The following is a 23695-nucleotide window of genomic DNA, read 5'->3' as shown; positions in this document are numbered from 1 at the left end:
TTTTGAACGGTAATCTGTGACCTTAAAAGTAGGTAGAAATTTAAAAGTGACTTGTTAAAGGCAACCTTCCGTGGTTTAGGTGAGAATCGGCAGTTTGTTGTACCTTGCCAGTTCTTCATTCGCCGTATAGTACAACCTGCAACCTATTAGTTGGGCATGCAAACGTTAATTACAGCCATGCGTCGTAGCGAAGGACACTAGTTATTCAATCGTTATTTTAAAAATAAAAATCATGCAACAACAGGTTAAAGAAGGCGATAAAGTAAAGGTTCATTATCACGGTAAACTTCGTAGTGGCGAAACGTTTGACTCCTCTCAGGGTCGTGATCCATTAGAGTTTACAGTAGGTGGTGGCCAGGTAATAAAAGGCTTTGATGAAGGCGTAAAAGGCATGCAGGTAGGAGATAAAAGAACAGTGGAAATTGCTGTGGATGATGCATACGGCCAAAAAAGCCAGGAAATGATCATTGAGTTCCCTAAAGATCAATTCCCTCCGGATATGAATCCTGAAGTAGGTATGCAGTTAATGATGAACAATGGCTCTGGTCAGCAATTTCCAGTAACTATTGTTGAAGTAAAAGATCAAAGTGTGATCTTAGATGCGAACCATCCCCTGGCAGGTCAAGATTTGATTTTTGATATTGAATTGGTTGAGATTGTACCAACTTCTCGTATTATCATGCCATAAGTTGGTTGAAATCCCAAATAATAAATTCCAAATAGGAAGGCTGAAAACAGTATTGTTTTCAGCCTTCTTGTTGATATAGCCTTCAGATTTCAAATTTCAGATTTCGAATTTCAAATTCCATACTTCTACTTTTGTATTTTTAATTATGTTTCAGGACTACACCTTTACAGCAGCCGAGCGCTTTATGCAATATGTACAGTTTGATACACAAAGCGACCCGCTTTCAAATACGCACCCAACTACAGAAAAACAGAAAGATTTATCACGTTTGTTAGTAGAAGAGTTGAAAGCAATAGGCATTGAAGATGCGCATATGGACCAATGGGGATACGTGTATGCAACTATACCGGCCAATACAGAAAAGCAGGTGCCTGTTATTTGTTTTTGCTCGCATGTAGATACAGCTCCCGATGCCAGCGGTAAAGGTGTAAAACCATTGTTGCATAAGAGTTATCAAGGTGAGGATATTGTATTGCCAGACGATAAAAGTATTGTGCTGAGCAAAAATGACTTTGCCTATTTGAATAAACTAATAGGACACGACATCATTACGGCTAGCGGTACAACATTATTGGGGTCGGATGATAAAGCAGGCGTAGCTGAAATTATGGATGCAGCGAACTTTTTGATCAACCATCCTGAAATTAAACATGGTACGATCAAGATCTTATTTACGCCTGATGAAGAGGTAGGGAAGGGTACTGCTAAAGTAGATATACCAAAGCTGGGTGCACAATTTGGTTATACACTGGATGGAGGTGAAGCCGGAGATCTTGAGGACGAAACTTTTAGTGCGGATGGTGTGCAGGTGATCATTAAAGGTGTAATTACCCACCCTGGCTATGCAAAAGATAAAATGGTCAATGCCTTGAAAATTGCAAGTGATGTACTGGCCTCTTTACCTAGGGCTGAGCTATCCCCTGAAACCACAGAGGGAAAACAAGGGTTTATACATCCAATACGTTTAGACGGAATTGCAGAGCAATGTACAATTGATTTTATTATCCGTGACTTTGTAACGGCTGGCTTGAAAACAAAGGAAGATTTCCTGTTGAGTGTTGTGGAAATGGTAATGGAAAACTATCCAACTGCCTCTTTTGAATTTAAGGTTACTGAACAATACCGGAATATGAAGGAAGTTCTGGATCAGCATCCGCAAGTAGTGGAATATGCCAGAGAGGCTATACAACGTTCAGGCTTTACGGTTAGAATGGAAAGTATTCGTGGTGGTACAGATGGTAGTCGCTTATCGTTTATGGGCCTGCCTTGTCCCAACCTGTTTACAGGTATGCAGGCCATACACTCTAAAAAAGAATTCATCTCTGTTCAGGATATGAATAAGGCGGTAGAGACCATTGTACACTTGGCGCAGATCTGGGAAGAGAGAAGCTGATGCAGCCATTAAGCTTGCTTTTGGTGTCTTAAAATAAATGCGTTTAGTACCCTTCATACTACTACTTGTAGCCCTAAAGGCACATGCTCAAAACTTGTTGGTTAACGGGGATTTTGAGGAAGAGAATATTTGTTCTGAATACAAGGTGAATTGTGCTCCGGAAGCCTGGATATATACAGTACCTTCTTTCATCTATTATTTCAAAGACCGGGCTTTAGCGCACAATGGTGAACATTTTGTGGCGTTGATTGCAGGTCATGCAAAAAAGCCTTATTACCGGACGTTTGTTAGAAGTCGCCTGCTTTGTCAGTTACAAAGGGGAAAAACCTATCGGTTCCAATGTTATATAAAGTCAGCTCATCCGATTCTTGACAGTATGGGCGTCTATTTTTCATCCTATGATTTTTTGTTTGAAAAACAGCCTTATCAAAAGATCAAGCCTTCCTTTTATTTCAGTAATGGAAAAAATAAACCAACAAGAGATACCGGGTGGCAAAAAATAAGTTTTGATTATATAGCACAAGGGAATGAAGTGTTTATAGCAATTGGCAACTTCAGTAAAAGGGATATAACAGGCCCCACTGGTATTCCTTTAGAGAATAGCTTTTTTGTGCTCTTTGATGAAGTAGAACTTTTGATTACTGATCCCAACGAAGTATTGTGTAAAGATTGGCGACTAACCCGGGACGATATATATGCAGAGGATGAACGGCATGAGTACCAGGCTATGCTAATGCTGAAATATAAAACAAACCCACCACCAGTGGTACCACTACCTTCGGCTACTATTACTTTGAAGGTGGATACTTTCCTTGTGCCAGAGATCTATTTTGCTACCAATAGTTTTACTGTTACAAAACAAACGCTAAGCCTACTGGATAGTATTTCTAAAAAGATAGGCGCTGCTACAATCGATTCTATAATAGTGAATGGGCATACAGATAGCAGGGGAACTGATATGGCAAATTGTGAATTGTCATGGCGACGAGCAAATACAGTTGCTTCTTATTTACAGCAGCGGTTGCATCAATCAATTATTAGCAGGGGCTACGGTAGTGAACGCCCAGTGGCAGATAATCAGACAGCTATAGGTAGACAAAAAAATAGACGAGTAGAGATACTATTGTATAAACGTGAATAGTCATTTCGTTTTTATTGCGCCATCCTTCGTAATTTGTATCACATTTCAAAACTGACACTTATGAATATCGCACAATGGCTGGCCAACAATTGGTGGCTTATTTTAATTATCCTGATTTTTTTTAGTGGTTTATTTACAATCAACCAAGGATATGTAGGCGTTATTACCATGTTTGGTAAATACCGTCGTGCCGCCCGGCCGGGACTCAATTTCAAAATTCCTTTCCTGGAACAAGTAATGAAAAAAATATCGGTACAGAACCGATCAGTAGAAATGGAATTTCAGGCTGTAACGATTGACCAAGCCAATGTTTATTTTAAAAGCATGCTGCTTTATTCCGTTCAAAACCAAGATGAAGAAACCATTAAGCGGGTAGCTTTTGTTTTTATCAGTGATAGAGATTTAATGCAGGCATTAACCCGAACGATTGAAGGTTCTATACGTGCCTTTGTGGCTACGAAGCGGCAATCAGAGATTCTTGGACAACGAAAGGAAATCGTTGATTATGTAAAAGACCAGATTGACCATACGCTGGAGCAATGGGGGTATCATTTACAAGATCTACAGATCAATGATATTACGTTCGATAAAGCTATTATGGACAGTATGAGTAAGGTGGTGGCTTCTAACAATTTGAAAGCGGCAGCTGAGAATGAAGGACAAGCCTTATTGATTACTAAAACAAAAGGTGCTGAGGCAGAAGGTAATGCCATAAAGATTGCCGCAGAAGCCGAGCGCGAAGCGGCCCGTTTGCGTGGTCAAGGGGTGGCCCTGTTCCGCCAAGAAGTAGCACGCGGTATGACAGAGGCGGCCGAACAAATGAAGCAAGCGAACCTGGATACCAATGTGATCCTGTTCAGTATGTGGACCGAGGCTGTAAAGAATTTTGCTGAATATGGTAAAGGAAACATCATTTTCCTGGATGGCAGTGCCGATGGAATGGAAAAGACCATGAAGCAGATCCAGGCCTTAATGGTGAAACAAGCGGGAACGACACACGGAATAAACGGGGTATAGGGAGCTTTGTTAAAGAATTAACAATCTTATATGTCACTTAAACGGTGACATTTTTTTTACCTCTTATATTTGAAACAATATTCATTTTTGCCAAACGTTATTGAACCGATTAGTACATTAAAGACCAAAAGGATATGATAAACCTGCTTCAGATCGTTGATACCACTACCCGAATTGCAAATGCCGTAGCCGAAAACGATGCCAATAAAGACGGAAGTATTAGTTTAGGAGAGTTGCTGACACTCGGTGGCTGGTTGATGGTACCACTTGCTGTTTTGTTCCTGGCCACGATCTATGTCTTCTTTGAACGTCTAATGGCGTTGCGCAAGGCGTCTAGTATTGATAGTAATTTCATGAATATTATTCGTGACCATATTGTAAATGGGAATGTTACTGCAGCCCGCAGCTTTGCAAAAAATACCAATAATCCAGTGGCGCGTATCATTGATAAGGGTATTCAGCGCATTGGAAAACCAATCGATAATATCGAAAAGAGCATGGAAAATGTGGGTAAGCTGGAGTTGTACAATATGGAGCGCAACCTGGGTATTCTTTCCCTGATTGCTGGTATTGCCCCTATGTTTGGTTTCTTGGGTACCATTGTGGGTATGTTCCAATTGTTCTATAAGCTAGCCGCAACGGGTGAGTTTACCATCCAATCCATGGCTAATGGTATCTATACAAAGATGGTGACTTCTGCCACGGGTTTGATCATTGGTTTGTTAGCCTATATCGCTCATAACTATCTGTCTACCCAGGTAGACAAGACAGCCAATAAAATGGAAGCTTCCAGTGCGGAGTTTATTGATATCCTACAGGAGCCAACGAGATAGGATGTAGTTTATAGTTAAATATCTTGACTATAAATACCTGTTTAAAGAAACTTCATCCTCTCATTTAATTAATCTTGGTTCTATGAACATCAGAAGAAAGTTAAAGGCACATACAGAAATACATACAGGGCCATTAAATGATATCTTGTTTATCCTGTTGTTATTCTTTTTGATAGCGGCAACTTTGGCAAATCCCAACGTAATTAAGTTGTCTGCTCCAAAATCAAAAAGCGATACAAAAGCCAAGCAAACAGTGGTTGTTTCCATTGATGCGAATAAAGTTTACTATGTAGGCACCGCACGCGTAGAGAGCGACAGTGCCTTGGTTACAGCATTACGCCCTTTAATTCAAAAAGAAACACAAGACCCTACGGTTGTTATCAATGCTGATAAAACAGTTCCTATTGACTACGTGGTAGCAGTTATGCGGGTAGCTCGTGAAATGGGAGCGAAGTCGGTGCTGGCAGTAGATAAGAATGGGCAGTAAAGAAAATCGTGAAACGTCAATCGTGAGACGTGAAAGGCCAGCGCAGCACCCCGGCCCCTAAAGGGAGGGCTAGGCTTCTCGATAAGGCGCAGAAACACGGAGAAACGCATAGAATAAAAAGAGCAATTAAATAGAAAAGCACTCCACTTGGCGGAGTGCTTTTCTATTTAATTTTCTGCTATCTATATTGTACAGTGAACATTCAATCTCTCATTACTCATCACTCATCACTCATCATTCCTTGTTCCTTGTTCATTATTCTTTCCGCCTTCACCATCCTTTCTTTCCCCTGCATATCTTTTTTGAGTTCGGCTTGATATCCTTCGCTTTCTAATAAGGCTACTACAGCTTCTCCTAAATCTTCATGTATTTCAAAATAAAGAAGGCCATTGGCGTGGAGCCGTTTCTTTGCAAAATGGGCAATGGCTTTATAGAACTTCAACGCATCATTATCCGGAACAAATAAGGCCAGGTGCGGCTCATGATTTAGCACATTGGCATGCATGCTGTTTTTATCCTTTAGTGGGATATAGGGCGGGTTGCTGACAATGATATCAACTGTTGGTAATAATTTTTGCTGTGCGTCATCCAAAATATTGACACCTTGGAAGTCGACCCGGATATCAAGCTCTGAACCATTTCTACGGGCTACATTTAAGGCCTCTTCACTTACATCACATCCCCAAACTTCAGCTCTCGGTATCTCGTTTTTAAGCGCTAAAGCAATGCAGCCACTGCCTGTGCCTATGTCAAGAATTTTAAGTTGTGAAGTGGCATCGGCAGAACCACGTTGAAATACATCAAGACCTTTTGCCTTAACATCATTGATTATCCAATACACCAACTCCTCAGTTTCAGGGCGGGGAATTAAAACATGTTTGTCTACAAACAGCTTCATGTTGTAAAACCAGGCCTCTCCTAAAACATATTGAATGGGTTCATGTTGATGTAATCGCTGTTCTATCACTGTTAGTTGCTGCAGCTGTTTTTCATTTAATAATTCTTCTTGTCTTTGAACCCGCTCCATTTTATTGGCCTGTGTAATGTGCTCCATCGCCATGGCTGCTATATTATTAGCCTCGTTTTCCTCGTATATATTCTTTAGCTGCTGGCGTAACCATTGTTCTGCTGCTCCTGTTTTCATCGCATATTATTTGAAGACAATACTTTTGCAGATCAAACTTAGTGAGAAGTTATCTTAAATGGTAATAGCGTTTTTATTAGGAAGCGGGAATCGGCAATCATGATAGTACACCTTAAAACGATTCATTGGAGCTTGCTGCTGTAAGCTGCACCCGATTGCCGATTCTCGCATCCCGAACTTATTAGGTTTACTAAAGGGAGTTATAACTTTACTCTTTACTTTTGAATTTTGGCAATGCACGAAACATACATGTACCGGTGTCTGCAGTTGGCACAACTAGGAGAGGGATCCGTTGCTCCCAATCCTATGGTTGGTGCTGTGTTGGTGTATAATGGCCGCATCATAGGTGAGGGCTATCACCGCCAATATGGTCAGGCGCATGCTGAAGTGAATTGTATTAATAGTGTGGCGGATGAGGACAAGTCCTTGATACCAGAAGCTACAATTTATGTTTCATTAGAACCCTGTGCGCATTTTGGAAAAACGCCACCCTGTGCCGATCTGATCATTACAAAGGGTATTAAGCAAGTTGTGGTTGGTTGCCGCGATCCATTTAGTGAAGTCAATGGAAAAGGCATAGAGAAACTAAGAGCGGCTGGTGTATCAGTAACATTGGGGGTTCTTGAAAAGGAGTGCCTCGCTATCAATAAACGTTTTTTTACCTTTCATACCAAGCACCGGCCATTTATTGTATTGAAGTGGGCGCAAACTGCTGATGGTAAAATCGCTAATGATGATTATAGTCGTGTGCTTATCAGTAACGCCTATACGAATCGATTGGTTCATCTCTGGCGTAGCCAACAAATGTCAATTCTTGTAGGAACGAATACTGCCTTGTATGATGATCCCTCACTAACCACAAGGCTTTGGCCTGGTAAAGACCCCATTCGCCTGGTGGTAGATATGGATCTGCGTTTGCCCTCAACATTGCAGCTGTTCGATGGCGTTACTCCTACAATTGTTTTTAATAAGCATAAGCACACACTCCAGTTGCAAAAGAATATTGACTGGTATCTGGTTGGTCTTCAATCTTACCAGGTTACGGAAGATTTGAGTCTTGTGCACCAGATCACTAATGCCTTATACCAGCTAAATATACAGTCTGTGCTGGTAGAAGGAGGGACGCGACTACTACAAAGTTTTATTGATGAGGGTATGTGGGATGAGGCTTGTGTAATTACAAATGAGAAGCTGGCTCTTGGTGAAGGATTGGCAGCACCAATTTTAAAAAACCATGACTTAGTTCTCTCGCAAATAGTGCAATCAGACTGTATCCGTTCCTATAAAAAATTGCTCGACTAAAACTGTACACCTTTGTTCTATTTACTTGGATCCATTGTATTAACGTCTTATCTCACACTGTCTTTTAAGGTAGTAGAGCGCTATAATATTCCTGCTTTTCAGGCAATTGTTTTTAATTATTTGACCTGTGTGATAACGGGTTCTATTGTAAATGGCGCCTTCCCGTTAAATAGTGAATCCATTCAAGAGCCTTGGTTTAAGTGGGCCTTGATTATGGGCTCTATATTTATAAGTCTATTTAATGTCATAGGGTACACTACACAAAAATTGGGGGTAACGGTAGCGTCTGTTGCCAACAGGCTTTCATTGGTTATTCCTTTTGCTTTTTCCATTTACTTGTACAATGAAGAGCCAACATGGCTAAAAATAGTGGGGGTGCTTTTGGCGTTGGTTGCTGTAATATTTACCTGTATACCGCACAAAAAAGATCCTACGGATAAGCAAAAGCCGTTGGGTTTATTGCCTATAATACTACCTGTTATTTTATTCATTGGAAGCGGATCGTTAGATACACTGGTAAAGTATGTAGAGCAAAGCTTCTTGAATGAATCAAATAGTAATGCATACCTCATTGCTTCATTTGGTACAGCCAGCACCTTTGGTTTAATCGCCTTACTAATTTTTGTTCTTAAAGGCAAGCAACGCTTTAACCCTTACAGTATTTTAGCTGGTATATTAATTGGTGTACCCAATTATTTTTCCATCTGGTGCCTGGTTAAAGTATTGAAAGATAGCCCGGGTAACAGCGCAGCCATTATTCCTATGAACAATATGGGCATTGTACTTTTTAGCTCTATAATGGCAGCTTTACTGTTTAAAGAAAAACTATCGATTATTAATTGGATAGGAATACTTCTGGCTATTGGTGCCATTGCCTTAATCGCATTTGGTTAAGGTAATTTGCAACCTGCAATATGAAATTCTCCCTTCTGCGTGAAACATAGCATTTATGCCTACTTTTGCGGCCTTCATGAAGGATACGTACAATACGATTGAGAAAGAGGCGGTGGCCGAATATAAAGACCGGGGAAGCCGGTTTCTGGCCTATGCCTTTCCTATACAAACTGCAGAAGACTTTAAGAAGCGTTGGAAAGCGCTGAAAGAAGAACATCCAAAAGCGGTGCATCATTGTTTTGGTTACCGCTTAGGATTTGATATGAACAATTTTCGGGCTGGTGATGATGGAGAACCTTCTGGTTCAGCCGGCAAGCCAATTTTAGGGCAGATCGATAGCAAGGGGTTGACTAATACTGCCGTAGTAGTGGTACGTTATTTTGGAGGTACATTGTTAGGAGTGCCTGGTTTGATCAATGCCTATAAAACTTCAACTACATTAGCCCTGCAGTTGACACGTATTTTGCAAAAGCCTGTACTGGTAGAATATGAGCTTAACTTCGACTATACGTTAATGAATGAGGTGATGCTGATTGTAAAACGTTTCGGTTGTGTGGTATTAGAAAATGAAATGCAGCTCTTTTGCCGGACTAAAATAGGTGTGCCAAAAGCTGATGAAGATTCCTGTCTAAAACAATTAAAAGAACTGCATTCCTTAGATGTTAGGAAAGTGAATTAACACCCTTCCAACTTTTTCGATTTCTATTGACTAGTACTTGACGTCGCGAAAGTAGTTGCAATCTTGCTAGTGCCACATTAGAAATGAATTAATATTTAAAAGGGCTGCATTTTTGCAGCCCTTTGTTATTTCTTGAAACTTTTACTAACTACCATGTCTTTGCTGCCGGCTGTATAGGTGTAGAAACCTTCGCCAGATTTGACACCAAGTTTCTTGGCGGTAACCATGTTAACCAACAGGGGACAAGGAGCATATTTGGGATTGCCGAAGCCTTCATGCAATACATTCAAAATGCTAAGACATACATCCAGGCCAATAAAGTCGGCTAGTTGTAACGGCCCCATTGGGTGGGCCATACCTAACTTCATTACGGTATCTATTTCTTCTACGCCAGCCACACCTTCAAACAAGCTATAGATAGCTTCATTGATCATAGGCATCAAAATGCGGTTGGCAATAAAGCCAGGATAGTCGTTTACTACACAAGGTACTTTGCCTAATTGGCGGCTTAATTCTACAATGGTAGTAGATACTTCTTTTGTTGTAGCATAGCCATTGATGATCTCCACCAGTTTCATTACTGGAACCGGGTTCATGAAATGCATACCAATTACCTGCTCGGGACGATTGGTAACGGAGGCTATTTTGGTAATAGATATTGAAGACGTGTTAGTAGCAAGTATGCAGTTGGCTGGTGCATGAACATCTATCTGCTTAAAAATTTCCAGCTTAAGGTCTACATTTTCGGTAGCGGCTTCTATAATCAATTCTACTTCTTCAACACCAGCACCTATAGTAGTAAAACAGGTAATATTATTCATGGCAGCCTCCTTTATTTCTGCTCCAATGCTGCCTTTTGCAATCTGTCGGTCAAAGTTTTTGGAGATAGTTTCCAGCGCTTTGTCCAGCTGCGGTTGAGAAACATCAATAAGGTTTACAGAAAAACCATTCTGTGCAAAAACGTGTGCAATACCATTACCCATGGTACCCGCACCTATTACAGCTACTTTTTTCATTCATATAGTTTAAGAGGCGCAAACCTAAGAAATGAAACGCAAATAACCGGGACGGCTTTTCTGATGTTAGGGAGCGGCAGATATGGTCTTTTGCAATACGACAAACTCCAGTTGGGTTTGAGGCAAACCAAAGCGACCATCGGTAGGAAAGGGTTGGCGCTCACCCGTATCAGTATAACCGTTGCGGTTGTACCAGTCAATCAACTCTTTACGAACATTAATGACTGTCATAATAATATGGTGCAGCTGATTCTGCTGGGCATATTCATCAGCTGCCTGTAATAAACGTTTCCCAATGCCCCGGGCTTGGATGTCGGGGGAAACGGTAAGCATACCCAGGTATAATTTATCTGCCTGCTTATCCAAGTATACGCACCCCACAATTGTGTTTGTGTCATCTGTACACTTTAGTATAACCGAACTGGGTTTCTTCAGCATTTGTTTAATTGACGCAACATCAATACGCTCAGTCCCACTGATCAGGTCGGCCTCGTGTGTCCATCCTTTTTTGGCACTATCCCCACGGTAGGCACTATTAACCAGCCGAACAAGGTTAGGAATGTCATCAGTTGTGGCAGGGCTTATATGTAGAGAGGTGATCATAATGCAAATGTATAAAATGGAAAAACTGAAATAATAATTGGTTGGTCACTACTTGAACGGATACCGTATTTAAAGTTTTTTAAAAAAAACTCGTTAACCCAATCCCCCCATTTCTTGTGTTCACTGTATTTATAGTACACTGGCGTTTGTATTTAACCGACACCATCATTTGTATACGTCAAACGGTGAAACGATTGCTTGCCTTTTCATCTCTTGGAGAGGTGCTTTCAACTTAATAATAAGGTGTCATTCAAAGCCTTTCTATTAATTAAATAGGTATTATAAAGGCGTGTAATGGCTAAAGGTAAAAGGCTGGGTTGGTTAAGCCGTATCCCAACAGTTTCCTATCCAATGGTGATAGCTAAAACGATGCACTGCAGGTATCTGGTTTTCAGAGAAAAACCAGTATGAACCTTGTGTGCTGTATATATAGATAAAAGAGTCTCTTCATAAACAGTAAATACAGATAAGCTCGGCCCTTGGTTTCAACCTGGGGCCCTTTTTACCTTAATCTCTCAATTCCCTCTTTGTACCTTGAACATTCCCTCCCTCATTCAAAATTCAACATTCCTTGTTCAAAATTCAACATTCCTTGTTCCTTGTTCAATATTCGCTTTTCTTTCTTCCTTATTCCTTGTCAACTTTTCAACCTGTGAACCATACTCTTTCCCTCTTTAACCTCTTAGCTCCTTTAAAATTTCTTTAACATCTATCCCCCCGTTTTCTGTTTCTGTGTGTATTCAATAAATGTACAGGCACATTCAGATTTACGAATGAACGATTGCTTGCTATTGTGCCTGTTGTACACATGTCACTAATTTTTAAATAGGCGTCATATGACGTCTTATCCTGTTTAATGATTGTTTAAATCGGGTAGGAGAGAAGAGAGGGAAGTGGATGTGGAAATACTATCCTTTATACAAAAAAAGAAAATGATATGCTGGCATTAGCAAACCTAAGGATTGCTAATGCTTTTATATACCGCCCTATCTGCAAGTGGAAAATGGAATGTGATCATGCATGTGTTGAATGATGTAGTTACGGCTTTAACTATTGGTTAATTACTGATCTGTACAATATAAAATCTTGCTATGAGAACAAGCTGTATGGCTGCCTTTAGAAGTAAAGTACTATTTCTTCTAATAACAGTCCTGTCTGTGACCTTTTTGAAGGCGCAAATGACGGTCACTTCGCCGGTGCCGGCATCTGGAAGTATCACTCCCCCTTCAGCAACCGTACCCGGTGTTGTTGTTTTCGGGGTTAGAAACACCAATGCTACGCCCATCGTTATTACCGATGTTAGTAATTATGTTCCGGATAGCATTTCCGGCTCATTCTCATTATGGTATAATACATCTAGCACAACTGGTGCTCCATTAGCAATTAACACGGCAAATGGCTGGGTGTCAGTAGCTAATGTTACCAAGAGTGCCCCCGCTACATCGGGTATCACCCCCCTGTTTACAGGTTTAAATATTATTCTACCTGCCAATACTACCTATCGTTTCGCTATTTCAGGGCCAGCAAATGGCCCTTCGTATGGTTTGGCTGGTTCTACGCCTAACGTTTATAAAGGAGGCGGTCTGGAGATCTATACGCAGGATAATCCACTTAGTCCAGGCTATGCGGGCGCTTTCTCGGCCGCGCCTGCCACAACGCCAGTTGGCTTCATTGGCAGTATTGCGTTTCAGCCATCGGTAGCCTGTACCACACCGCCATTAGGAGGAAAGGCTATAGCTTCTGCAACAAGTGCTTGCGAGGGCACCAACTTTACATTGAATGTAACGGGTGGCTCTATTGGTACCGGTCAGACTTACCAATGGCAAAGCTCACCGGATAATGCCACCTGGACTAATTTAGGTGCATCTTCCGCTTCTCCCGCATTGACAACAACTCAGTCTTCACCTACATACTATCGCGTAGCTGTTACTTGTACTGGCATTACAGGATATTCTGCCAGCGTGCGAGTAACTGGTGGAGGGGCTATTTCAGGAACCTTTACTATTAATGCAGCCTTACCAACAGGCGGAAGCAATTTCCAGACAATTACAGATGCCATTAACTCACTGAAGTGCGGTATAAACGGACCTGTAGTATTCAATGTTCAATCCGGCAGCGGACCCTATAATGAGCAGGTGATCATTCCCGCTATCAATGGGGCATCGATTGCAAATACCATAACTTTTAATGGGAACGGCGCCACCATCCAGGCTTTACCACTCAGTGCTACACCGTATCTTATCCGTTTAGATGGAGCCGATTATGTGACCATCAACAACTTTACTATAAAAGCCAAGGCTGGTTCAAGCTTTGGCTGGGGTATCCATTTAGCCAATGGTGCCGATAATAATAACATTACCAATTGTAACATCGATATTTCGGCTGTTACCAATACAACTCAAAATAACAGTGCCGGTATTGTAGTTTCTAATTCCAATACTTCTGTAACAGCTACAGGAAGCGCTAGCAACAATATCATCAGTAATAATACAATTACCGGTGCTTTTCAAGGGGTTATTATCTATGGCGCAGCAGGTAGCTTGAACGCAGTAAGCAATACTATTACACGCAATACCATCAAATATTTCTATGCTAATGGTATTGATCTGTCCAACAACAATGGTGCAGTGGTTTCATTTAATGACATCAGTCGTGGAAACAGGGTGGATGGTGACATTTTCACAGGTATTCAATTAGCTGCAGGAAATAAAAAATGTATAGTAAATGCCAATCGCATCCACGACACGCATACAATTTCCGATGCTACAACACAAGCAAAAAATGCCTATGGCATTTATGCAAATGCCTGTGATGCTACAAGCGGTTCAGAAAACAAGATATCCAATAACCTGATCTATAAGTTTAACAGTGGTTCAGGAATTATATATGCGTTGTATAATAACAGCTCAGACTATGCGCAGTATTATCACAATACGGTAGTGCTGGATAATGCAGCTGCTACAGCCGGCGCCACCTGTGGTTTTTACCAGACAATTGCAGCAACTGGTATCGACTTGAAGAACAATATATTCTATATTACCAGGGGCGGAAGCGGAGCCAAGAACTGTCTTTATTTTAATACAACTACCTCGACGATCACTTCTAATAATAACATTTTATATATAAACTCACCTGCGGGTACAAATGGTATAGGATTCTATTCTGGAAACCAGGTGTCCTTGGCCAACTGGAACTCAAAAGGGTATGATCTTCTAAGCAAAAACGTGGATCCGCTGTTTGCAAATGCAAGTGCTGGAAACTATACACCTACTGATCTTTCTATTGATAATCTTGGCGACTATGTAAATATTGATAAAGATATTGATGATAGATCTCGCTCATTAACTACACCCGATGCTGGTGCTATGGAGTTTACAATAGGCGCCTGTATTACGCCGCCTGTTCCAGGTGTAGCAGTATCCTCACTCTCTAGTGTGTGTAATAGCAGCACTTCCTTTACTTTCACTGTAACGGGTGCGACTACCGGTACAGGTATCACTTACCAGTGGCAAAGTTCTACGGATAATAGTAACTGGACAGATATTCCTGCTGCTACAATCAAAGATTATACTTCCAGCGGTATCAACAGTACTACCTATTTCAGAAGAGCAATTATTTGTTCGGGCAATACAACTTATACCAATTCGGTAATGGTCAATTTTGCTACCCCAACTTATGCTTCGCTACCTTATAGCGAGAGCTTTGAAGCTGCATGGGGAAGTATTTGCGATGTGAGTGATGTGCCAAATAGCTACTGGCGTAACAGCCCTGCTACTGGTAATAACGCTTGGCGCAGGTCTGATGATATTAGCTCCGCTAAATGGACATCTGGTAATGGTTCATATACACCAGCTGCTTCGGCTGGGGTTTATTCCGCTCGTTTCCATTCTGCTAATTCAACAAATGGCACCAAGGGTAAATTGGATCTTTATCTAAATGCCAATACCGTGGTCGCCAGGAAAAGACTGATGTTCGATTACATCAATGCAGCTGGTAACGATAGCTTGGTGATATCATTGTCTACCGATAACGGGGCTACTTATACCAGGCTGGATAGTGCACGGGCTTCTGCTGTGTGGAGAACAAAAACCTTGTATTTCAACGCTACGTCAGCTGCTACTGTCTTGCGTTTTGAGGGCGTATCAGATGCATCAGTTTCAGATATTGGATTAGATAATATCAATGTAATTGATTTCCCGGATTGTACGGGTACACCAGTAGGAGGTACTGCCGTTTCTTCTTTAGCGTTTGTATGTACTGAGACATTTACATTAAGCGTTACCGGTGCTACAGAAGCGCTTGGTATCACTTACCAATGGCAATCGTCTGCAGATAGTATCAATTGGAATGATATTAATAATGCTACTGCTTCAACGCTTACTACTACACAGTCTGCTACTACATATTATCGTGTAAAGGTAATCTGTTCAAATGGTGGTAGTTCGGCTCCTTCTGCAGGTGTGAAAGTTAGCAATTCAGCTACCATTACAGGGACATTTACCATTAATAAATTGGCGCCAAAAAGTGCATCGAACTTCCAGTCATTCAATGACGCCTATAATGCCTTGAAGTGTGGTATCGGTGGCCCGGTAACGTTTAACGTAGTGGCTGGTAGCGGGCCATACGACGAACAGCTGACCATACAACCAATAACGGGTGCTTCAGCGGTCAACAATATTACTTTTAATGGTTATGGTAATACGCTTTCCTATTCAACGAGCAGCACTAATCCAGCTGTAATTAAGTTGAATGGGGCAGATTATATCACCTTCAATGACCTTATTATAACAGCTAAGGGCACACAAAATGCATATGGCGTTCATTTATTAAACGACGCTGATAACAATACAATTAATAATTGTACGGTCAATATCGACCAGTCTGCTACTACGCAAAACATTAGCCTTGCCGGTATTGTGGTGAGTAATGCAGCAAGCTTCCCTACAGATGCAGGGCCTGCAAAATGCGATAACAACACCATTAGCGGAAATACAGTTAATGGAGGGCATTATGGTGTGATCCTGGTGGGAAGCGCTACGGACGCACTAGGTAGTAATAAGATCATTAATAATACCGTCAAGGACTTTTTTAACTATGGTATCTATGTAGCTTATTCATTTAATACACTTGTAGAAGGTAATACCATTTCGCGTCCTGAAAGAGTGCTGGATAAAGACTTCTATGGAATTTATTTTACCAATCTAAGCACCAAGGCCAACGTTACAAGGAATATTATAACAAATCCGTTTGGAGCGTATCCTGCCGCCACTTTTGCCTTTTACGGTATTTATTTTAATAGCGTTGCTTCTCTTTCTACTTTCGAAAACATGGTGAGCAACAATAAGATCTATAATCTCACCGGTAGCTCTAATGTTTATGGATTTTATAACAACGGTTCATCCAACGTTTGGTTCCATCACAACACGCTATCCATAGATGGAAAACCTGTTAGCAGTACAACAACTCAAGAATCCTACGGCTATTACCAAAAAGGCAATAATGTGAATGGTGTTGAGTTGAAAAACAATATCATAAACATTACCCGCGATGGTTCCAGCTCCAAGGCGGCGGTGTATATGAATGCGGGTACTAACTTGTTGCTGTCCGATAATAACGACTTTTACATTTCTTCCACTAACGGAGTAAATAATATAGGTTTCTGGAATGCAGCGCGATTAACATTGGCCAGCTGGAGCGGCGCAACCGGTCAGGATGCCCACTCCGTTTCCAGCAATCCATTCTTTACGGATCTGGCTAACGGTGATCTGAAACCTAAAAATGCTTCTATTGACAATAGAGGTACTCCTACAGGCATCACTACCGATTTTGATGGTGTAGTGCGCAATGTTACTAGTCCTGATTTGGGTGCTCTTGAGTTTACAGCACCAGCTTGTGTGACACCGCCAATTGTTGGCTCTATTGCCGTAAGCGAAACCCCGGTTTGTAGCGAAACGCCTGTGATGTTAACAGCTACAGGTAACTCCTTTGGTGTAGGCCAGGTTTTCCAGTGGCAATATGCCACTACTGCTGCAGGGCCATTCAGCAATCTGGGCTATGCCCTTTCAAATCCGGATACAGCTATTTTGGCGCCATCTATTAACTTATACTACCGACTGACTTCAACGTGTAGCGGACTTACCAGTGTTTCCGAACCTATATTGATTACTGTAACACAACCACTGTCTAGTGGTACGTATACGATCAATAAAAATGCCCCTGCTTCTGCTACCAACTTTGTTAGCTTCAATGCAGCCAAAAATGCCATGGGCTGTGGTATCGCCGGGCCTGTTGTCTTTGATGTTGTAAGCGGTAGTGGGCCATATTTCGAGCAGGTGATCCTGGACTCAATCCGTGGTACTTCGGCCACTAACACCGTTACATTCAATGGTAATGGTAACACCCTTACGTTTAATTCTAATTCCACTACAGAGCTGGCAGTCATTAAGTTGAATGGAGCGGATTATGTCACCTTTGATAGCCTGACAATCGATGCATTCAAATTTGGTGTGCATTTGATGAACAACGCAGATTACAATTGGATCAGAAGGTGTACAGTCAATGCGAATATTAGTGGCACAACAACTTCCTACGCCGGTATTATAATTAATGCGTCTAATACAAGTGGAGGTATTGCTGGAAATTCAATGTGTGATAATAATACGTTTGAAGGTAATACTGTCAATGGTGGTCAGTGGGGTATTACTGTAGTTGGTAATACCAACGCTTTGATTACTGATAACCGCGTTATAAATAATAAGGTAAAAGATTACCATGTTTATGGTATTTATTTGGGTAACACCACTAATACACTGGTAGAGGGTAATGAACTTTATCGTCCATTGCGTAACACTTCTACAGCAACAGATGTTTATGCTATTTACGCAACAGGTGTAAGTGATGGAATGCGTATCTCTAAAAACCGGATCCATAATTCTTTTGATCAATTGTCATCTAGCACAGCTAAGTTTTATGGTATTTACTTTACCGGTACAGATGCAGCCATTGACCGGCCGCACCTGGTTAGCAATAACCTGATCTATAACACCAATGGACAAGGGGAAATGTATGGTATTTATAATGCTGGGTCAGATAACGTTGCCTATTATCATAATACCATTTCATTAGATAATACAGCTAATACTTCAACGAATCCTACGTATGGTTTCTACCAGACTACAGATGCTGAAGGCATTAATCTGAAAAACAATATTTTCACCATCATGCGTGGCGGTACAGGAAATAAATATGGTCTGTACTTCTTTACACCTACCACTCGATTTACTTCCGATTATAACAACTTTAACCTGGCACCTGTGGCTTCGTCATATATAGGTTTCCTAAGTGCCAACCGTACTAGCCTGGCTACCTGGAGATCCAATACAGGTAAAGACCTGAACTCAAGTAATATTGATCCGGTTTATACTAGCCCGGCTACCGGCAACCTGAAGCCTACCTCTCCGAATTTCGATAATAGGGGAACGGGTGTCATTATCGCAGACGATATTGAAGGAAACGCTCGTCTTGCCACAACGCCAGATGTAGGTGCGTATGAAATAGCAGTGCCGGCATGTACCACGCCTCCTACCGCAGGTAGCGTTACAGCTACACCTTCATCAGGTATTTGTATGGGTACACCTATAGTATTAAGCTTAAGCGGAAATACGTTCGGTAGTGGCATTTCCTTCCAGTGGGAGTACTCAAAGGCCGGTGGACCTTATTTGCCCTTGGGCGCGCCGAAGCTTTTCCCTGATACAGTAATTGAAGCCAGTGCTTCTATGGACATACGCGTAGCGGTAACTTGTAGCGGTAACACAGTGCGTACATTACCGGTATCGATATCGTTGAACTCGGGCTTGATGGCGGCGGATGACTACACCATAAATCCGGCATTGGGAGCAGCTCCTAAAAACTACGTGTCATTTAAAGATGCAGTTTTAGCTATGGAATGCGGTATTGAAGGTCGTGTAACGTTTAATGTGGCCCCTGGTATATACACAGAACAAGTACGTATGCACAAAGTACCTGGTGCTGGTGCAAACAGCCGCGTTACTTTCCAAAGTGCGAATGGCGATCCAGCTTCTGTAACATTGAATTTTAATGCTACTAGTGCTACCAAAAACTATGTGCTGCAATTGGATAGTGCCAGCTATATTACTTATAAGGACATGACTATTGCCGCTCTGAACGCTACCAACGGGCGTGTAATTGATATGGCTAATACAACCTCTTACGACAGTTTGGTAAACCTGAGAATTAATACCACAGCGATTAGTGCTCCGGTAACTGCAACGACAACGCAAAACGTAGTAGGTATTTATGCCAATAATTTAAAGGGAGGAAATAATGTCATTAAAAAGAATACCATCACCAATGGTTCCAACGGTATTTACTTCCGTGGTACATCAGAAACCAATTTAACTTCCTTGAATGTCATTGATAGCAATACCATAAATGGTGCCTATCATCACGGTATTCATACATCCTATACCAGCCGTATTCGTATTAGTAATAATACCGTCAATCAGGCTGCTCCATTGAATTCTATTTCATATGGAGTTTATGCTGGATTTGCTGATTCGGCTTACCAGGTTATTGGCAATAAGGTAACCTTTAGTAATGCTAAGGATACTATAAAAGGTATTTACATGTTTTACAGCGATGGTACGAATGCGGAGCGTGGTAAGGTGGCGGGAAATACCGTACTGGCTACCAACAACATCACCGGTAAGGTTTATGGTTTGAGTAACTATTACACAACCAACAGCAATACCGTCAACAACGTGGTGAGTATTAAAACAACGGCAACCACAGCTGATAGCTCTTACGCTTTATATAGCTTTAATGACGATAGCACGAAATACTATAACAATTCTATTTATAGCGCTTCTGCTTCTACCCGTCATAATTATGCAGCATATTTCTATCATGCCAATAACACGGTAGATATCCGCAACAACATCTTTGCGCACAATGGCGGAGGAATAGCCTTCTATACATTTAATCAATCTTTTACCGCCAGTGATTACAACATGTTGTATTCAAGCGGGTCTTCAATAATACAAACACCTACAGGGTTCTATTCTAGCCTCCGCGGATGGAGAAATGCAAGTATGTGGGATCTGAATTCCATTGCCTACAAGCCAGCCTTTATGAGTGAGGTAGACCTGCAGCCTAATATAGCTGATTCAGCAGTGTGGGCTATGCATGGTCGTGGTGTGCAGATTGCGGGTAACGATTATGATTTCAATAATGCGCCAAGGCCAACAACGCTAACAGCCGGTGTGCCCGATTTAGGTGCCTATGAGTTTGTACCTACATCTGTACCTCCGGTGTTAACCGCTATTCCGGCTACACCAGTGGCTGGTGGTATGCAAACCTTTATGATGGGTACGGATACTGTATCTACGATCTCATGGGGTACCACCGTGCCAACGGAAGTGAAAATGCGCCGTTATTCTGGAGTTACACCTCCGGGCTTAACATCAGCTACGCCATATATGTACTATTACACAGATGTACAAACAACTGGTAGTGCAACTGGCTTTACCAAGAAAGACTTTTTCATTGATCCTTGGCAAGGCTTTATCAACCACCAATTCCAGATCCGCATGGGTAGAACCGATGCCATTGGTAGTTGGTTGGTAGGTGCCAACAGTACCGTAGATACAGCCGCCAATGCTATTACGGAAGAAGCATTGAATCAGCTATATCGCTTTACCGGCTTGTCCGATGTAAATGCAGTTCCGCCACCACAGGTAATTACCCTGCAGACAGATAGTTCTAATACGGGTAAACGCTTCTGGGTAGGTTATGCTAATAGCTATGACTTTATAGATCAGAACGCTCAGGAAATGGTGCTTTACTTAAGTACAGGTGCAGAACCTGCTACCGTTACGGTTAAAGTAAATGGTACCGACTGGATGAAAACCTATAGCATTCCAGCCAACACGGCTATTACTTCAGACAGGATGCCTAAAACAGGTTTCTATGATAGCCGTCTGTTGATAGAAGGTAAATCAAATAGAGGTATTAGCATTGAGAGTGATGTGGCAATTGTAGCCTATGCGCATATTTATTCTTCTAAAAACTCTGGCGCTACCATGTTGCTGCCAGTAGGCACTTATGGCTATGAATATTACAGCTTGAATGCAAGACAAAGCTATCCAGGTGCTACCGGCAAACCGACTTACTCGTCATTCTTTGTAGTGGCTGATAACGACAGTACTTATATACAAATAACACCATCGAATCAAACTGTGGGAGGCCACCCTGCCGATGTACCTTTTTTAGTTACATTGAATAAAGGAGAAGTATACCAGGTACTGGGTGCCAACTTAAATGGTATTGACGGTGTTGATCTGACAGGAAGTAAGATTGTGTCAGTGCCTAACGCAAGTGGAAAGTGTTTCCCTATTGGGGTGTTCTCCGGAAGTTCTCGTACCCGTTTAGGATGTAGTACATCGAAAGGTGATGGGGGAGATCTGCTCTTCCAACAAGTATTCCCATCTCAGGCATGGGGTACGCGTTACCTGACAGCGCCTACTTCTATTGCGGCTTCGCCTAAAAACTTCCAGACCAGTATTTACCGCGTAATGGTAAAAGACCCTGCAACAGAGGTGAAAGTAAATGGCACAACACTGTTTGGTTTGGTAAATGATCGTTATTACCAGTTTGAAAGTGGCACAGCCGACTATATCGAAGCTAATAAACCAGTAATGGTAGCCCAGTATATGGCATCATCAGGCGGCTCTTGTCCTGGAAGTAGCTCCTTAGTAGATGGCGATCCGGAACTGTTCTACCTAAGCCCAATTGAGCAGGCTGTTAAACAGACGCGTCTTTATAGAAATAATCTGGATGCCATTAATGTCAATTATCTCACGTTGGTCATCCCAACCAATGGCTTGAATTCATTAACCATTGACGGTTCTAACACGTTCAATCATACCTATCCGCATCCTAATTTGCCGGGATACTCAGTAGTGGTGAAGCAGTGGGGTGGCACTTCAGGACAAAGCTGGGTGCAGAGTGATTCTGCCTTTACAGGTATTGTGTATGGTGAAGGCAACCAGGAAAGTTATGGATACAACCTGGGTACATTGGTGAAGAACCTGAATGTATTGTCTTCTATTACTAACACGTTGAGCACAACAGGAGCTACCAGTGCATATGCTTGTACCAATTCACCATTTAAGGTAACGGTACTGGTGCCAGTGAAACCTACTTCACTCACTTGGAGATTTAGCCAGGTACCTCAGTTAAATCCAAAAACAGATGTTACCCTGCTAAGCCCTGTTGCTATTGATTCAGTAGTGGTTAACAATAAGAAGTATTACAAATTCACATTAACGCAGGATTATACGTTTAGCAAAGTAGGTACGTATAATATTCCGGTTAGCTATTCACATCCGGAGATTGAAGGCTGTAACAATACATTGGAGACGATGTTGACGGTGAAGGTGGTTCAAGCACCAAAAGCTGACTTTACAGTAAATTATACAAACTGTATTGGAGATATAGCCAACTTCAGTGGTTCAGGTGGAAATGGTGTAACCGTAACCCAATGGAACTGGACCTTTGGCGATGGTACTTCTGCTGCAACCCAAAACACAAGCAAACAATATGGTACAAGCGACACCTTTAATGTAAGATTGAAGTTGGTAACTCCGGATGGTTGTGTGGGCGATACAACCAAGAAGGTGCCGGTAAATGCACGTCCAACAGTAGACGTAGTAAAAGATACGCTTTCTAATTGCAAGGGTAGCAATGTCACCTTTACGATTAAGAACCCTGCTGCTGCAGTAACCTACAAATGGTACAATGCAGCTACCGGAGGCAACCAGGTAGGCACGGGTACCAATTTCACAACTACCGTGAACGGCACTTCCGATTATTTCGTGGAAGCTATTAGTACAGGTTGTGCAAGCACCAGCCGCAAAAAAGTAACAGCTACGCAGTTGATCGATCTGGCAACACCGGTTGTTACCATAGATTCTGCAAGTGTGAACATGGTTCGCTTTAAGTGGAGCGCTGTACAAGGAGCTACTTCCTATGATGTGTCTACAGATGGTGGCAACACTTGGGAAGCAACAACACCTAACAGTCTAACACATACGGTATCAGGTCTGATGCCATTACAATCCGTAACCCTGACGGTGAAAGCCAAAGGTGGTTGTAAAGACATGCAGTCATTAGCCGTTACAGGAAAAGCGCAAGTAGACCAGATCTATATTCCTAACAGCTTCTCGCCCAATGGTGATGGAATGAATGATGTGTTGCAAGTATATGGTTATGTAATAAAAGAAATGCAGTTCATGGTGTATAACCAGTGGGGTGAAAAGATCTATGAATCGAAAGATCAGAAGCGTGCTTGGGATGGTACCCAAAAAGGCAAGCTGCAACCATCGGGAGTGTATCTGTATGTGTGCAGATTGATTTTAAATGATGGAACAGTGGTAAATAAGAAGGGTAGCATTAACCTGGTACGTTAAATCTAACCTT

General features: G+C 41.8%; 13 protein-coding genes. 10 read left to right on the top strand and 3 right to left on the bottom strand.

Annotated features, from left to right (window positions below; all coding sequences use genetic code 11):
* Positions 1-232 precede the first annotated feature (232 nt).
* The 6 genes from SY85_RS06020 to SY85_RS05995 all read left to right on the top strand — a co-directional run bounded on the left by SY85_RS06020 (position 233) and on the right by SY85_RS05995 (position 5559).
* Positions 233-688: an FKBP-type peptidyl-prolyl cis-trans isomerase gene (locus tag SY85_RS06020; protein WP_066402434.1), complete on the top strand. Its 456-nt coding sequence runs from the start codon at positions 233-235 to the stop codon at positions 686-688.
* A gap of 145 nt (positions 689-833) precedes the next feature.
* Complete coding sequence (gene pepT / locus SY85_RS06015) at positions 834-2081, top strand: peptidase T (RefSeq protein WP_066402432.1); 1248 nt, start codon at positions 834-836, stop codon at positions 2079-2081.
* Between the two features lie 37 nt (positions 2082-2118).
* Positions 2119-3222, top strand: a complete 1104-nt coding sequence (locus SY85_RS06010; RefSeq protein WP_066402430.1) for an OmpA family protein — start codon at positions 2119-2121, stop codon at positions 3220-3222.
* Between the two features lie 60 nt (positions 3223-3282).
* Positions 3283-4239, top strand: coding sequence for an SPFH domain-containing protein (locus tag SY85_RS06005; RefSeq protein ID WP_066402428.1), 957 nt, complete (start codon positions 3283-3285; stop codon positions 4237-4239).
* A 134-nt stretch (positions 4240-4373) separates the two neighbouring features.
* A complete protein-coding gene (locus SY85_RS06000; protein ID WP_066402423.1) occupies positions 4374-5072 on the top strand; it encodes a MotA/TolQ/ExbB proton channel family protein in 699 nt (232 codons plus the stop codon).
* 82 nt (positions 5073-5154) lie between these two features.
* Positions 5155-5559: an ExbD/TolR family protein gene (locus tag SY85_RS05995; protein ID WP_066402422.1), complete on the top strand. Its 405-nt coding sequence runs from the start codon at positions 5155-5157 to the stop codon at positions 5557-5559.
* Between the two features lie 220 nt (positions 5560-5779).
* Here the strand turns inward: SY85_RS05995 and prmC are convergent, their stop codons facing one another.
* Positions 5780-6703 carry a peptide chain release factor N(5)-glutamine methyltransferase gene (gene prmC, locus SY85_RS05990; protein WP_066402421.1) on the bottom strand — a complete coding sequence of 308 codons (924 nt, stop codon included), beginning with the start codon at positions 6701-6703 and terminating at the stop codon, positions 5780-5782.
* Positions 6704-6952: 249 nt separating this feature from the next.
* On the opposite strand from prmC, the gene ribD reads away from it, so the two are divergent.
* Genes ribD through SY85_RS05975 form a run of 3 tightly spaced genes read left to right on the top strand, consistent with a single transcriptional unit; the run spans position 6953 to position 9578 of the window.
* Positions 6953-8005: a bifunctional diaminohydroxyphosphoribosylaminopyrimidine deaminase/5-amino-6-(5-phosphoribosylamino)uracil reductase RibD gene (ribD, locus tag SY85_RS05985; protein ID WP_066402416.1), complete on the top strand. Its 1053-nt coding sequence runs from the start codon at positions 6953-6955 to the stop codon at positions 8003-8005.
* A gap of 12 nt (positions 8006-8017) precedes the next feature.
* On the top strand, positions 8018-8899 hold the full coding sequence (locus tag SY85_RS05980; protein WP_066402411.1) for an EamA family transporter: 882 nt from the start codon (positions 8018-8020) through the stop codon (positions 8897-8899).
* Between the two features lie 55 nt (positions 8900-8954).
* Positions 8955-9578, top strand: coding sequence for an IMPACT family protein (locus SY85_RS05975; protein ID WP_226999024.1), 624 nt, complete (start codon positions 8955-8957; stop codon positions 9576-9578).
* Positions 9579-9703: 125 nt separating this feature from the next.
* On the opposite strand, the gene SY85_RS05970 is transcribed toward SY85_RS05975, so the two are convergent.
* Together SY85_RS05970 and SY85_RS05965 are read right to left on the bottom strand one after the other, a co-directional pair.
* On the bottom strand, positions 9704-10594 hold the full coding sequence (locus SY85_RS05970) for a 3-hydroxyacyl-CoA dehydrogenase family protein (protein WP_066402407.1): 891 nt from the start codon (positions 10592-10594) through the stop codon (positions 9704-9706).
* 66 nt (positions 10595-10660) lie between these two features.
* Positions 10661-11197 carry a GNAT family N-acetyltransferase gene (locus tag SY85_RS05965; protein WP_066402405.1) on the bottom strand — a complete coding sequence of 179 codons (537 nt, stop codon included), beginning with the start codon at positions 11195-11197 and terminating at the stop codon, positions 10661-10663.
* A gap of 1091 nt (positions 11198-12288) precedes the next feature.
* Here SY85_RS05965 and SY85_RS05960 point away from each other — a divergent pair.
* Positions 12289-23685, top strand: a complete 11397-nt coding sequence (locus SY85_RS05960; RefSeq protein WP_066402403.1) for an Ig-like domain-containing protein — start codon at positions 12289-12291, stop codon at positions 23683-23685.
* The last annotated feature ends 10 nt before the right edge of the window (positions 23686-23695 follow it).

The sequence above is a fragment of the Flavisolibacter tropicus genome, assembly GCF_001644645.1.
Taxonomy (GTDB): Bacteria; Bacteroidota; Bacteroidia; order Chitinophagales; family Chitinophagaceae; genus Flavisolibacter; species Flavisolibacter tropicus.
Note: the sequence above shows the minus strand (reverse complement) of the source record. Positions and strands in the feature narration are given on the sequence as shown.

Bases quoted from the DNA above. Each gene is read 5' to 3' on its own strand.
- SY85_RS06020 (WP_066402434.1), top strand. From the start codon at position 233: ATGCAACAACAGGTTAAAGAAGGCGATAAAGTAAAGGTTCATTATCAC.
- pepT (WP_066402432.1), top strand. From the start codon at position 834: ATGTTTCAGGACTACACCTTTACAGCAGCCGAGCGCTTTATGCAATAT.
- SY85_RS06010 (WP_066402430.1), top strand. From the start codon at position 2,119: ATGCGTTTAGTACCCTTCATACTACTACTTGTAGCCCTAAAGGCACAT.
- SY85_RS06005 (WP_066402428.1), top strand. From the start codon at position 3,283: ATGAATATCGCACAATGGCTGGCCAACAATTGGTGGCTTATTTTAATT.
- SY85_RS06000 (WP_066402423.1), top strand. From the start codon at position 4,374: ATGATAAACCTGCTTCAGATCGTTGATACCACTACCCGAATTGCAAAT.
- SY85_RS05995 (WP_066402422.1), top strand. From the start codon at position 5,155: ATGAACATCAGAAGAAAGTTAAAGGCACATACAGAAATACATACAGGG.
- prmC (WP_066402421.1), bottom strand. From the start codon at position 6,703: ATGAAAACAGGAGCAGCAGAACAATGGTTACGCCAGCAGCTAAAGAAT.
- ribD (WP_066402416.1), top strand. From the start codon at position 6,953: ATGTACCGGTGTCTGCAGTTGGCACAACTAGGAGAGGGATCCGTTGCT.
- SY85_RS05975 (WP_226999024.1), top strand. From the start codon at position 8,955: ATGCCTACTTTTGCGGCCTTCATGAAGGATACGTACAATACGATTGAG.
- SY85_RS05970 (WP_066402407.1), bottom strand. From the start codon at position 10,594: ATGAAAAAAGTAGCTGTAATAGGTGCGGGTACCATGGGTAATGGTATT.
- SY85_RS05965 (WP_066402405.1), bottom strand. From the start codon at position 11,197: ATGATCACCTCTCTACATATAAGCCCTGCCACAACTGATGACATTCCT.
- SY85_RS05960 (WP_066402403.1), top strand. From the start codon at position 12,289: ATGAGAACAAGCTGTATGGCTGCCTTTAGAAGTAAAGTACTATTTCTT.